The sequence below is a fragment of the Bacteroidota bacterium genome (genome assembly GCA_016722375.1).
In the GTDB taxonomy this organism is placed as follows: Bacteria; Bacteroidota; Bacteroidia; order Chitinophagales; family LD1; genus Bog-950.
The window spans coordinates 214,070-227,371 of the sequence record JADKJG010000007.1 but is presented as its reverse complement, the minus strand read 5'-3'; the positions used below and the strand labels follow the sequence as shown (position 1 = coordinate 227,371).

General features: G+C 42.6%; 13 protein-coding genes. 9 read left to right on the top strand and 4 right to left on the bottom strand.

The window, feature by feature from the left end; all coding sequences use genetic code 11:
- Positions 1-4: 4 nt before the first annotated feature.
- On the bottom strand, positions 5-2,329 hold the full coding sequence (locus IPP77_11915) for a DUF1736 domain-containing protein (protein ID MBL0310345.1): 2,325 nt from the start codon (positions 2,327-2,329) through the stop codon (positions 5-7).
- Between the two features lie 121 nt (positions 2,330-2,450).
- On the opposite strand from IPP77_11915, the gene IPP77_11910 reads away from it, so the two are divergent.
- From IPP77_11910 to accC, 4 genes are all read left to right on the top strand, one after another.
- Positions 2,451-3,059 carry a hypothetical protein gene (locus IPP77_11910; GenBank protein MBL0310344.1) on the top strand — a complete coding sequence of 203 codons (609 nt, stop codon included), beginning with the start codon at positions 2,451-2,453 and terminating at the stop codon, positions 3,057-3,059.
- A gap of 80 nt (positions 3,060-3,139) precedes the next feature.
- Positions 3,140-3,709 carry an elongation factor P gene (gene efp / locus IPP77_11905; GenBank protein ID MBL0310343.1) on the top strand — a complete coding sequence of 190 codons (570 nt, stop codon included), beginning with the start codon at positions 3,140-3,142 and terminating at the stop codon, positions 3,707-3,709.
- 122 nt (positions 3,710-3,831) lie between these two features.
- Positions 3,832-4,335, top strand: a complete 504-nt coding sequence (gene accB, locus IPP77_11900) for an acetyl-CoA carboxylase biotin carboxyl carrier protein (GenBank protein ID MBL0310342.1) — start codon at positions 3,832-3,834, stop codon at positions 4,333-4,335.
- A gap of 88 nt (positions 4,336-4,423) precedes the next feature.
- Positions 4,424-5,791: an acetyl-CoA carboxylase biotin carboxylase subunit gene (gene accC, locus IPP77_11895; GenBank protein MBL0310341.1), complete on the top strand. Its 1,368-nt coding sequence runs from the start codon at positions 4,424-4,426 to the stop codon at positions 5,789-5,791.
- On the opposite strand, the gene IPP77_11890 is transcribed toward accC, so the two are convergent.
- From IPP77_11890 to IPP77_11880, 3 genes are all read right to left on the bottom strand, one after another.
- The gene (locus tag IPP77_11890; GenBank protein ID MBL0310340.1) at positions 5,792-6,013 is read right to left on the bottom strand and encodes an AtpZ/AtpI family protein; all 222 of its coding nucleotides are present in this window, start codon (positions 6,011-6,013) and stop codon (positions 5,792-5,794) included. It lies immediately after the preceding gene.
- A 73-nt stretch (positions 6,014-6,086) separates the two neighbouring features.
- Positions 6,087-6,509, bottom strand: coding sequence for a polymer-forming cytoskeletal protein (locus IPP77_11885; protein MBL0310339.1), 423 nt, complete (start codon positions 6,507-6,509; stop codon positions 6,087-6,089).
- Positions 6,510-6,551: 42 nt separating this feature from the next.
- Complete coding sequence (locus IPP77_11880) at positions 6,552-7,427, bottom strand: M23 family metallopeptidase (protein MBL0310338.1); 876 nt, start codon at positions 7,425-7,427, stop codon at positions 6,552-6,554.
- 199 nt (positions 7,428-7,626) lie between these two features.
- Between IPP77_11880 and IPP77_11875 the strand changes: the two genes are divergently transcribed.
- The 5 genes from IPP77_11875 (at position 7,627) to IPP77_11855 (ending at position 12,753) form a co-directional block, all read left to right on the top strand.
- Complete coding sequence (locus IPP77_11875; GenBank protein ID MBL0310337.1) at positions 7,627-10,533, top strand: tetratricopeptide repeat protein; 2,907 nt, start codon at positions 7,627-7,629, stop codon at positions 10,531-10,533.
- Positions 10,496-11,137 carry a hypothetical protein gene (locus tag IPP77_11870; GenBank protein ID MBL0310336.1) on the top strand — a complete coding sequence of 214 codons (642 nt, stop codon included), beginning with the start codon at positions 10,496-10,498 and terminating at the stop codon, positions 11,135-11,137. Before IPP77_11875 ends, IPP77_11870 begins: the two co-directional genes overlap by 38 nt.
- A 39-nt stretch (positions 11,138-11,176) precedes the next feature.
- Positions 11,177-11,824: a fibronectin type III domain-containing protein gene (locus tag IPP77_11865; GenBank protein ID MBL0310335.1), complete on the top strand. Its 648-nt coding sequence runs from the start codon at positions 11,177-11,179 to the stop codon at positions 11,822-11,824.
- 227 nt (positions 11,825-12,051) lie between these two features.
- Positions 12,052-12,429, top strand: coding sequence for a hypothetical protein (locus tag IPP77_11860; protein ID MBL0310334.1), 378 nt, complete (start codon positions 12,052-12,054; stop codon positions 12,427-12,429).
- Positions 12,430-12,546: 117 nt separating this feature from the next.
- Positions 12,547-12,753, top strand: a complete 207-nt coding sequence (locus tag IPP77_11855; protein ID MBL0310333.1) for a hypothetical protein — start codon at positions 12,547-12,549, stop codon at positions 12,751-12,753.
- Positions 12,754-13,302: the final 549 nt, after the last annotated feature.

The following is a 13,302-nucleotide window of genomic DNA, read 5'->3' as shown; positions in this document are numbered from 1 at the left end:
CACATTACTTCATCCCTTCCGCCTTTATCTCCTCATATTTCTTCAAATATTCATCGGCTAACTTTGTTTCGCCTTTGTTTCGGTACGACACCGAAAGATTCAAATAGGCTGCCGGATATTTTGGATTGATCTCAATCAATTTCAACGAGGTGGCAATGGCCTCATCAAATCGCTGCCCTATTCCATAGGCCACCGCTAAATCTTCCCAATACACTTCGGTCTTCGAATCCATCTGCGTGGCCTTCTCCAGATATTGAATGGATAGAGCCATGTTATGTGCCACCTTGCCAAAGCCGGTGCCGATTAAATAATAATCTACCGCCTGAATCGGTTTCGCTTCGGCTCCTTTTTTCAACCAATATTCTACAGAATCCGGCTGATTCAACTTGGCATAAACTTGCGCCAGCATATACCGGCTCTCTGCTTGTTCCGGTTTTGCTTCATAAGCCTTCAACAATTGGTTCTTGGCCTGCAAAGGCATATTGTTTTCGTTCAACACGATGCCGAGATTAAATGAAGCATCATAATACCCCCCCACCCGATAAGCTGCTGCCTTTTCATAAACCGGTATTACTTCCTCCGGTTGGTGGTTTCGCTTGTATAAAGCATTGCCCAAAAGCAGCCAGGCGTTGGAGTGAGTGGGATAAATTCGGATGGCTTCCTTGAGGTGCGTAATGGAAGAATCCAATAGCAGTTTGCGGACCGACGAATCGGGAAGGGCTTCAATCGCATTTAGTTCTGCCGCGTTCAGGGTGTTTTGACTGAGGTCTGCGAAAATAGTTTTGATCATTCCGCGGTTGCGCAAATCCTGAATGTTCCCATCGGCTGCTTTGGTCAAATCGCCGCCTACCGATGTTTGAATCTTCGCCGAGTTAGGGCTGTGCGCCACATCGCGACGGAACAAGAAGAAGCTATCCTCCCAATCAAAGTTGCGCGAAAATGTCTTGTAAGAATAAAGCGAAAGTATCACCACCAATATTCCCGAAACCATCGGTGCAGAAAGTTTGAATCGTTCTTTTGATTGGATCAACATATAGGCAATCAGGATAGAAAAGCCCAGCGAACTCATATAGATGAAACGTTCGTTCATCAATACACCAACCGTGAACAACAAATTCGATGCGATGGAGAAGGTGATGAAATAGAACAAGATGGCAAATGCCGCGATGGTCTTCTTCTTCAGGTTCTTCAAGGCATAAACCGCCAAGCCCGCATTGATAAGAAAGGAAGAAATGAATTTGATATCTCCCAAATCCACATAAGGAATCTGGTTGAAATAATAATCGTGCGTCAGCGGATGAGGGAACAACAGCAGTTTGAAATACAACAGAAAAGTATAGACCGCCGTGGCGAATCGTTGTGTGCCGGTGGCGAGCAGAAAAGGATTGTTCAATATCTCCGGCGAGTCTTGTGTCAATCCGGATTGTGTGAATTGGCTTCGCAAGAAAAGAAACACCGCTACCGGTACGATGTATAGCCCCATCGTCAGTGCATAATCTTTTGCTTTGGCTTGCGTAAAGAAGTAGTAGGTGAGCGGAATGACGGCGAAAAAGGTAATGGCATTTTCCTTCGCCATCAAGGCGACAAAATAAATACCCATACCCCAGACCAAGTGCAGCACATTTTTAGTCTTGATATATTTTATCGTAGCCAACAGTGATAGGAGCGAGAACATCATACACATCACCTCGTCGCGGCCCTTCACATTCGCCACCGCTTCGGTATGAATAGGATGAGCGGCATATAAAAGCGTGGCGATGAAAGACAGACTCAGCGCGCCGATGGGAGAGGAGATGAAATATTTTTTCGGGATGATTTGTTGCAGCAGATAATATAAGAGGAGGCAGGTCAATCCAAACAACAGAATGTTCACCGCGTGATCCAACATCGGAAACAGATACGGATCTGCATCGCCCATGATGATGTTCTGATCGGTAATCGTTACGCGCTTATCTCCTTTTAGCCGCCTCGATATTTCATATTCAATCGTCAGGCTCACCATGCTCAGCGGCCGGTAGCGTCCACCGCTCACCAACTTCGCTCCGCGTTCTCCAAAAAATCCTTCAAACATATCATGAGTGAAATGATCTTTGATTCCACCAAAACCTTTTTTGGTAAATTTATTATCGGTCAAAACAATGGTGTCATCAATCGCGTAGCGGTTCCAAAGTGTATTGGAATAAAGCAGGATGGAAAAAAGAAAAATAATCAGGTAGAGCGACCAACCGGGCAACTGAACGAAAGACTTTGTATTTGCCGAATTGGAAACGCCTTCGGCAGAAGGCTGATTGATAGCTATGGATTGTTTAACTGGTTTTTTCTTCGCCACGAGTGTTCGATTTGTGCGGGCAAAATAAATAAAGCATGGGTAGCTTTGACAAATTTAGAATTTGCCAAAGCTTTTGGCTCCATAATTTCCTCTTTTTTATCTTTGATAAAACAATCGCCCTATGTCTTTATCAGAAATAGAAGAGTTGAAAAAAGAAAATGCTCGCCTGCGCAAGGTTATTATCCTGCTTTTGGAAAAAGATGAGCTGGAAATGAACACTTCTTCCCCAACAACTTCATTGGATGGGAAGGAGAGTATCTCGTCTTCCGATAGAACGGGGGTATATGGGAAAGATGTTGGCTCTGCTTCCTATATATCGGGGATAGATAGGAAAGAGAGTGACTCTTCTTCCCAAATATCAGAAGTATATGGGGAGAATTTTAACTCTCCTTCCCATATATCTAATAATTATGGAGAAATAGGGCAAGATTCGGTGCTAAACATTCCATCCATAGAGGTAAATCAGGAGAATATAACCAAACTGGCGGAAACCTTTTCAAGCAGGGGAAGAAAGAGCGGCAAGAAAAACAAGGCGCATCTGTTGCTCCATTTCCACTCGGGTCAAAACGGGTCGAATGCAAGCATCCGCCATCTGGTCGGTATGACCGAGAGTGGGGTATTTAAGTTGGTTCATCAACTAAAGAAGGAGGGCTTGATTGTGCGAAAGGGAATGGGGAAGTATCAGTTGACCGCTAAGGCACAGGACCGGTTGTCGCAGGTGTTTCGATAAACGATGAACCTTGATAATTGTTCATTGATAATTGTCAATTGATTTAACCCGCTTATATTCGCCACCTCAAAATTTAACCAATGGCGACTACCGCAGAAATCAAAAACGGACTTTGTATCGAGTTCAACCACGACATTTATCAATTCATTGAGTTTCAGCACGTGAAACCCGGAAAAGGAAACGCTTTCGTCCGTTGCCGGATGAAAAGCCTTCGCACCGGACGAGTCCTAGAGCATACTTTCCCCGCCGGGCACGACATCACTACCGCTCGCGTCATCCGCAAGCCGCACCAGTTTCTATACGCTGATGCCAACGGTTTCAACTTTATGGATCAGGAAACGTTCGACCAAATTACCATTGATGGCAAGATGATTGACAATAATGACCTGATGAAGGAAGGCGACATCTGCGAAGTAATTATTCACGAAGAAAATAACCTGATTTTGGGTTGCGAAGCGCCGCAACATGTAGTGCTTGAAATCACGTATAGCGAACCGGGTGTTCGCGGAGATACTGCCACGAATGCCTACAAACCTGCCACGCTCGAAACCGGAGCGATTGTGAACGTGCCTCTGTTTGTTGAGCAGGGCGAAAAGATAAAAGTAGATACGCGCACCCGCCAATATGTAGAGCGCGTGAGAGGGAAATAGGTTATTGGATGGCGGTTCGCAGATAGCAGTAATACAACGTTGCTTTTACCCTTAACTGTGAACCATAAACTGCAAACTTTTTTTACTTTCGATTTAACAATCAAACCCCTTAAACCAAAACTATGGAACTGAAAGACATTCAAGAACTGATTAAGATGGTGAAGAAGGCCGATATCAGCGGGCTGAAAATCAGTGAAGGTGACTTTACCGTCACGATCAAAAACAAGGGCACCGAATCTACGGTGGTGTATAACACCCAGCCGCAGATGCCCATGATGCAACAACAACCCATGATGACGAATGTTCCGGGCGTTCAAACTCCGGGCGCTCAGCAAACTCCGGCAACGGAAAGCGCGGCAGCTCCGGCAGCCAACAATGAAAACAACTTCACCTTCCGTTCTCCGATGGTAGGAACTTTTTACCGCAAACCGGGAATAGATAAAGAGGTGTTTGTCAAAGTGGGGGACAACGTGAAAACCGGCGACGTGCTCTGCATCATCGAAGCAATGAAGCTGTTTAATGAGATAGAATTTGATGGCGTGGAAGGGAAGATTATCAAAATCCTGATAGAGGATTCCTCCCCCGTAGAATATGACCAGCCATTGTTCCTGATAGAGAAAAGTTAAAATCCGTAGGTAGAATTTCGGTATTTAGTATTTAGACTGCTCAAAGCATTTATCTAATTACTAACTACTAAAACTAAATGCTCAGTTGATGTTCAAAAAGATACTTATTGCCAACCGCGGAGAAATTGCCCTGCGGATTATCAGAACTTGTAAAGAGATGAGCATCAAAACGGTGGCGGTCTATTCCACCGCCGATCGCGACAGCCTCCATGTTCGCTTTGCCGATGAAGCTATTTGTATTGGCGGCCCGCGCAGTAAAGATTCCTACCTCAATATGGCAGCCATCATGGCGGTGGCTGAATTGACCAATGCAGATGCTATTCATCCGGGTTATGGATTTTTGGCCGAGAATGCGGAGTTTGCAGAGCTATGCGCCAAGTATAAAATCAAATTCATTGGTCCTCAGCCTTCGCAGATGCGGGCTATGGGCGATAAAATTACTGCCAAGGAGACCATGATAAAGGCCGGAGTGCCTTGCATTCCGGGCAGCGAGGGATTGATTGACACTTGTGCAGAAGCCAAGAAAATTGCCAAGAAAATAGGTTATCCGGTCATCCTGAAAGCTACGGCAGGCGGGGGCGGCAAGGGGATGAGAATTGTGTTGGATGAAAAGGGTTTAGAGAAGGCCTATAACATGGCGCGCACCGAAGCAGGAGCTTCATTTGGAAACGATCAGGTATATCTGGAGAAGTTCATTATAGAGCCACACCATATCGAAATCCAGGTAGCCGGCGATCAATATGGCGAAGCCTGCCATCTGAGCGAAAGAGATTGCTCGGTACAAAGAAGGCATCAGAAACTAGTAGAGGAAGCTCCTTCGCCATTTGTAGATGAACCTTTGCGGAAGAAAATGGGTGCCGCAGCCGTGAAGGCCGTGAAGGCCATTCAATATGAAAGCGTGGGAACGGTGGAGTTTCTGGTAGATAAGTTCAAGAACTTTTATTTCATGGAAATGAACACCCGGATTCAGGTAGAGCATCCGGTGACGGAAGAGGTGATGGATTTTGATTTGGTGAAAGAACAGATTCTGATTGCCGCAGGAACGCCGATTTCTGGTGTGCTTTATTTCCCTGAAAAGATGCACGCCATTGAGTGTCGTGTCAATGCCGAAGACCCGATGAATAACTTTGCACCAAGCCCAGGTAAAATAACAGCCTTACATACGCCGAAAGGATATGGGGTTCGGGTAGATACCCACGTTTATGCAGGATATTCTGTTCCACCATACTATGATTCGTTACTAGCGAAGGTTATTTGCCGCGCCAAGAGCCGCGAAGAATGTATTGTGAAAATGGAAAGAGCGATGCATGAATTCATCATTGAAGGAGTGAAGACCACGATACCTTTTCATATTGCTTTAATGAAAAATGCGGAGTTCCGTTCAGGGAAATACGATACCGGTCTGTTAGAGCGATTTGACTACGTCAGCGCGATTAAAGAGATTGTAGCACAGTAATTACTGTTTGTTCACCAAGTCTTTCAGGCCTAAATACATTCCTGCTATCAGGAAAACCAACGCAAACCCTACGGTAAAATAGGGCCCTGCGGTTCTTAGTTTCTCGTCAAGTTTATAGCCGATAAAAACCCCTAATGCTAAGGCTCCGGCAATCTGAAACCCGACTCCCGAATATTTGAGGTAGTTATTTAACGGCGGTTTCTTTTCCTTGTCTTCTTCCATTGGGTGGTGTAAAACTACATGAAAAGTATTGAGGACACTAATATCAACTGGCTGTAATAGGAATAATTAAGAGTTAAACGGCGCTACTTGTCATTTTAGGCCGAGCTACATGGGTTTGGTCGGTGTCTTGATGCGCGATGCTCATACCCATAGTGCACTTACCATTGAAACGAGCGCCTTCTTCTACCACCAATTTTTTGATGCGAATGTCGCCGTTCACCACGGCGGTTTTGCTTAAAAAAAGAATCTCGATTGCTTCTATGGTACCATTTACTCTGCCGTCAATGTGTGCATTTTGGCAAATTATATTGCCTTCAATAACCCCCGAAGCACCGACTACGGTCTTTCCTCGAGAGGTAACGTTTCCAGTCACTTTGCCATCAATACGGATGTCTCCTTCGGTCAAAACATCGCCACTGATGACGGTTCCTTGTCCAAATTGGTTCATGACTCGGAGCAGGCCGTTGGCTTCTTCTGTTTTCTTGCTATGGAACATTTAATTACCTTTTTAAGGTGAATAATTCGATGAAACTGCGCACTAAAATAAGATATAATCTTTAGGGTTTAGGCTTTTGCCCTCGTACCAAAGTTCGAAATGAAGATGAGGACCGGAGGATAATTCTCCGGTACTTCCACTCAAAGCGATGACATCTCCGGCCTTTACTTTATTGCCCGGCTTTTTCAGCAGACGCGAATTGTGCTTATAAATTGATATAAGGTTATGAGCGTGTTGCACTTCGATAACATAACCGGTTTCTATTGTATAGGCAGCAGAGATCACCTTTCCATCCAAGATAGCTTTGACCGGTGCTTCATTTTTGGTAGCTATGTCTATTCCAAAATGTTCTTTCTGCGCATCAAATTCGCTGGTCACAAAGCCATCCACCGGTGTTATGGCATGCATTTGACGGACTTCCTCTACAACCACATTGCTTTGCGTACCGTTGTAGATTAAAGAGTAATTCTCCTCTTTTTCCACTTGTTTACGCAAATCGGTTTCGTCTGGAGTCGGTTCGGATAAATGGAAAGAGGACTTATCTACCTTCTGCTCTGTTTTAGCAGTGGGTTGAGTTGTATCTATATTCCCGGAGGCAATATTGACCAAATTATCTATCCAGGCTGTTCGGCTTTCCATTGCGGTTTGCAGCGAGTCGGTTTTAAATTGTAGTTGGATAATTTGGCTTCGATAATTATAGTCGCCAAAACCAGGAATAAAGTATTTGAGTGGAGTATATATGATTGCTGCTGAAGTCAAAAAGACTAGCGTGAAGGTTGAAACACTCAGAAATATCCAAACGTTTCTTTTCGTAAGAGTCAAAGAGAACTTTTCCTCAAAGGTTTCATCATTTAGAATGACAAACCGGAATCGGTTTCTGAGTTTTTTATTGGCTTTGGTCCTTATTTTCAACGCCATACTGATTATTAGAGGTATTTTTGTTCCGTTATTTGCTGGATATACACTTTTTAATCTCCTAAAACAAAATAATTTTGTTGCTTCTGAGTTATATATCCCGCCTAAACTATTTACTGAATTGAGGCTGCCAAAACTATCAATATTTTCTTTTTCGGTTTTACTGTTTGGATTGTATGCTTGCACTCATACTAATCAGGCTTTGCAACCTAAGCAGGCTTTTCTGGATATTAACTCCAAGTTTAATGCCCAGTATAATGTCAATGAAAAACTGGTCAATGTTTTCAAACTGGCCGAGCAGGCTCATAAAGACAATTTCGATTCGGTAATTTCTGTTTATGCCTATAATGACCCGACTGAATTTTCAGCCTACTCAGGAGATTTGGATGATGTGGTGAAGCGGAGCACTTTGGCGATTCAATTATACGGCGCATCAAATTGGAGCGATGATCATTTTCTAATGATTGGTCAGGCGAACTATTTGAAGGGTGATTATGACAAAGCCAGCAGTAGTTTCAAATACATTACTACGGAGTTTAAGGATGGGGTAGACTACGTTCGGGTGATGAAAGGTTTAGGAAAGAGGGTGCGCAAGTATGCCAGAGCCAAGAAAAGAAAACCGAAAGCTCAGGTGAAGATAGTTACTAAACCAGATGGCACCAAGTCTTTAGAAAAACAAGATGTTCGTCCCAGTCGAAGTCTATTCATGCACACCCCGGCACGCAGCGAGGCTTTGATTTGGCTGATAAAGACTTATACACGAGAACGGAAATTTGAACAAGCCTCTAGTGTAGTTACTTATACTCGCGGAGACAATTTGTTCTACAAGAACTATGACGCGGACTTAGATTTGGCTGATGCAGATTTGAGAGTTAGTTCCAAAGATTATGCCGGTGCTATTAAACCATTGGAAAGCTATCTGGAGGCAAAAAAAATCAGGAAAAGAAAAAAGCGCAAGGTTCGCCCCTTGTTTTCATTGGCACAATGTTATGAAGCCATTGGGAATTCTTCTAAAGCAATTGACAACTATAAATTGGTTTTGAAAAGCCATCCAAATTATGACATGGAGTTTTATGCCAAAATAAAAATGGCAAAACTTGGCAGGGGCAGTGGTGCGGGAAATGCGCAAATCCGTTCTTTGTTAGCCAAAATGGCACGAGATGGGAAATACAAAGACTATTGGGATCAAATCTATTATGAGTTAGCGATGATTTCACTATCGGAAAACAACCGCAAAGAGGCGACGAAGTTCTTTCATCAATCCGTAGACAATTCTATTAGTAACGACAACCAGAAAGCGTTATCATATCTCCAACTTGCTGAAATACAGTATGATGAGATGGTGTATGATTCTGCTAAATTCTACTATGATTCCACCTTAGCTTTTTTATCTAAAACGCATCCCCGATATGATGAACTTGATTTAAAGAATAAAATGCTCGGCAACCTGCTTCAGCAATTGGCCATTATAGCCGAGGAAGATAGTTTGCAGCATCTAGCATCTTTGTCAGAGTCAGAAAGGCTGAAGGTAGTAAAGGGGGCACTGGATAAAGAAGAAAAGGAAAAACAGGATAAGAAGGAGAAAGAGGAAGCGTCAAAATCAGGAAGCACTCCACAGCCGATAACCCAGCCAGATAATAGTAAACAGAGTTCCAGTAGTGGACCGGGGTTGAGTTGGTATTTTTACAACACCGCTGCCCGAGCATCTGGGTACAATGAATTTATAAAAAGATGGGGCAAAAGAAAGCTGGAAGAGAATTGGAGAAGAAAGAATAAATCATCTTCCTCTGATGAAGAACAGGCGACGAAAGACACTTCTGCGACAGTTGCAGTAGACTCGGTTGGCAAAGAAACCGCTAACACCGATGAAGAAAAGATGATGGCCAGTATTCCAACTACCCCCGAAAAACTTAGCGCCTCGATAGATAAAATTACTGAAGCGTATTATACCGCTGGTACTATATATAAGGATGGCCTTGAAAATTATCCCAAGGCAAGCGACATGTTTGAAACCCTCAATAGTAAGTATCCAAAAAATAAATTGCTGTTGGAGAGTTATTACAGCTTATATCTGATTGCGCTAAGACAGAATGATCAAGGTAAAACGGAGTTGTACAAGAGTAAGATTTTAACGGAGTTTCCTGAAAGCATTATTGCCAAGGTTTTGCGCGACCCTAATTATTTGAATGAAGCTACTCAAAAAGGAAAAGCAGCGGAAAACTATTACCAATTAGCTTACGAAAACTATGCCGGTGGCCGACTTGATTCCGCTTGGTATCAGTGTGAAATGAGTGATGTGGTTTTGAAGCCAAATCCGCTCAGCGATAAATTCCAACTGTTGCAGGCTTTGATTCTAGCAAAACAAAACCGACTGCATGATTATGTTCAGGCACTTAATAAAATCATTAACCGAGCAAACGATCCGGCTATCAAATCCGCGGCTACCGAATTGCTTGCTCTTCTGAATAAATCTGCACTGCCACAAGCCGACTTGAGCCGTGACACCGCACGCCGAGATTCTCTTAATACAGTTTTTGCCCCAATGCAAACCAGCCAGCCGGGCACGGTAGATTCCTCGTTATTAAAACAATTGAATGATGCCCGACAAAAAGCGGAGGGTTCGAAACCGCAGGCTAAAGCAGATTCAGTTTCTAATAAAGAGGTAAAACCAGTAGAGACGAAAAAAGATACTGCTAATATAGAACCGTTGGTGATATCCGAAGATACTACATCGCCCTACAAACGCTCTGATGATGCGGCGCACTACTTTGTTATTTATTTTAAAGACCCGACGGTGCAGCAGAGTATTATTATGAGTACGATGGCGAAGGTCAATGCTTACAATTCAACGCAATTTGAATCTAAAAAGCTTCAGACCAAGCAAGTGATTATTGACAGCAAGAATAAATTGCTTGCTGTACGGCAATTCAAGACAAAGGAAGAAACGATGAGTTACTTCAACATAGTGAAGTCTCAAAGCCAGCTTTTCAGTGATTTAAAGCCTGACCAGTATGCTATTACGGCCATCTCCACCATCAACTTCTCCGTATTGATTTCAGAGAAGGATGTAGATGCCTACAATAAGTTTTTCCGAAGAGTGTATCAGTAGGCTTCTTACAATAACCTATCCCAGGCTTCCCTACCTGCCAGCCCGTCTGGCGGGTTCCGGCATCAGACATCATAATTTCTGCCGCTGCCTTAAAATTTCTGCACCCGTTGTCACCAAAAATATACTTTGTTCAACCGCTATATCCTCCATCTTAACCGCTAAAGCCAACATCCTAACCGCTAAGGCGGCGTTCTTAACCGCTACAGCGAAATTCTCAACCGCTACAGTATTTTTCTTGACCGCTAAACGATCATTCCTGACCGCTAAAGCCGACATACCAACCGCTAAAGCAAAATTCTTGACCGCTACACCATTTTTCTTAACCGCTAGAGCCAAAATCTTAACCGCTACAGGGTTTTTCTTGACCGCTAAAGCCAAATTCTTGACCGCTAAACCCTTTTTCTTAACCGCTAAAAATGTTTTAGCAGTTGAGAAAACAGTGGTTTTGCCCTGTTTTGGTGTCAAATTGATGAAAACAAGCGATTTTCTGCGTTTTAGCCGCAAAAAACAGCGCGGCCAAAAACCTGACTTAACCACGACCCGGCCCCTGCTCATTATCGAACAAGACAAATCAGTAAAATTACGCCACCGTTTGATAAAATAGGTATCTTAGTAACGCGTTATATAATCAAAACAAACACCTATGAATAGGCCATCACCCATTTTCATCTTGACCCTTTACACCGCCAAAATCGGGTTGCGCAATATCAAGCCGATGCAATTTGTGGAGCACTGGCGCGAATGCATCAAAGCGATGACCGGTAACCCGAATTTCCTTTTTCCATCTCCATCGCTGCTGGCACAGACCAATATGTGCAAGCTCCTGGAGAAAGCCATACAGGCGGCGGAAAGCGGCGACCATAAAAAAATTGCTTATCGCAACGACGTATTAGAAGACGCCAAAGATATGTTCCGCCTGATGGTGTTCTATGTAAATGATGTAGCCAAAGGCAATCGTGAAATCATCCGCAGCGCCGGTCTGGAAGAAAAGAAATTCAAGGGTCCATCCGCCCTGCCCGGACAGGTGAAAGGCCTGAAGGCAGAATATGCAGGTATTGCCAAGATCAAACTGCTATGGAAAGGCTTGCGCAAAAAACAGATGTACTACCATATCGAATATACCACCGACCCGGTAAAGGGCGTTTGGAAACAAACTAAAAACGGAACGAAAGACGATAGCTACGTTGTTCACGAACTCGAACCGGGTGTAGAATATTTCTTCCGCGTGCGCGCCTCCAACTCACTCGGCGCCGGTGATTATAGCGAGGTGGCGAATTTTAGGTGTGGGTAAGGCAACTTAATGTCTGTTATAAATATTTTATTTTTGGTAGCGCCTGCGCGGCAGCTAAGCTCGCAAGCAAAAGATATTTGAGCAAAATAAATCACCGTTAGATAATTTGATTTAGAAAAGCGAAACTAAAAGTTTCGCATATTTATGAGTTGTGTGCAATATTAGAGGCACAGCTTTCTCTTTTTTATTTTAGTTTTACCTATGTTTGATTACTTAAACTATTACTTATGACGACAGCCGAATTAACAGCTTTTCAATGGGTTAAAATTGCTTTTGTCCAACATGCAAATGCCAAAATCCTTGTTTTGGTTTGTAAGACCAAAGAAGGCGCAGAAGACCTTTATACAGCATTAATAACACATGGGTTTAAAATTGACGTTACTAAAGACAATGCCTCTAACGTATTTATTTTCCATTTAGCTTTTAATACAGGTGAAAGAATGGGTGTTCCAGAAACTCATACAACGGAGCAATTTCCACAGTTAATATGGGTGACAGGTGGACAGCTTACTCATTTTCATGTTGGGTATTTGGACGACCATAATAAGACGCAACTACTTCCTCATGACTATATTTTTGCTGATAATCTTCTGAATTTGAACTAATATAGACTTCTCCTGCTTCTGCTGGATATTCATAAACTACAATACCTTCTTCCATTTTGTTTTTTACAGGCACATTGTGCATTGTTATTACTTTTGTCAGACTAAAACTTACAGACTATGGCAAATTTTTTCAGAATCAGTAAAAAAGTAGGTGAAGACCAAGCTATTAATTTAGACAGTGTTGCCTACATTTCAAGCTATAATCAAAGTAACCAAGTCTTTTACAGACTCCATATTATTAAAGGTGAACATGAAAAATTAGTTGACCTTAATGCTAACACGCCAGGACTTAGAGAAGCACTTGGTTTTAAGAATGAGCAGTAATATACTCCTCTATCTTTTTTGCTTCTGTTATTATTTCCTCTACAGTCATAATAGGACTTGAAATAGTTGAAATTAATCTTATAAAAATTTCTATTGCCTTAATCTTTATTTCTACTTCTTCTGACATTAATAATACTGCACACAACAAAGGATTTATGAAAGTGACGGCTATGTGTTTCTTGTTTTAATTTGTGATTTAAATTTAAGTTTTACGTTTTTAAGAAAATATGAAGTATCCTTTTTTGCCACCTTCATAAATCCTTAGAACGTTAGCTGCAATGCCTATTTTTGTGTTGACAAGGTTGCGTAGGGTAGTCGCTTAAAGACAAAAGACAAAAACAAGGGCGAAGCCCATTGGCTATGCTTCAGCAAAATAAAAGAGATGATGCTCGTCTATTTTTTTTAAATAATCGAATCATCCCTTTTATTTTGCGCTGACGCGCAATCAGCCAACTGCTTAACCATGAACAACAGACCAACCAAAATAACCGCTCTCTTAAACTTATTTTATTCTTTATTTAAAAGCGATAGCGAAGGCAAAGAACAAAT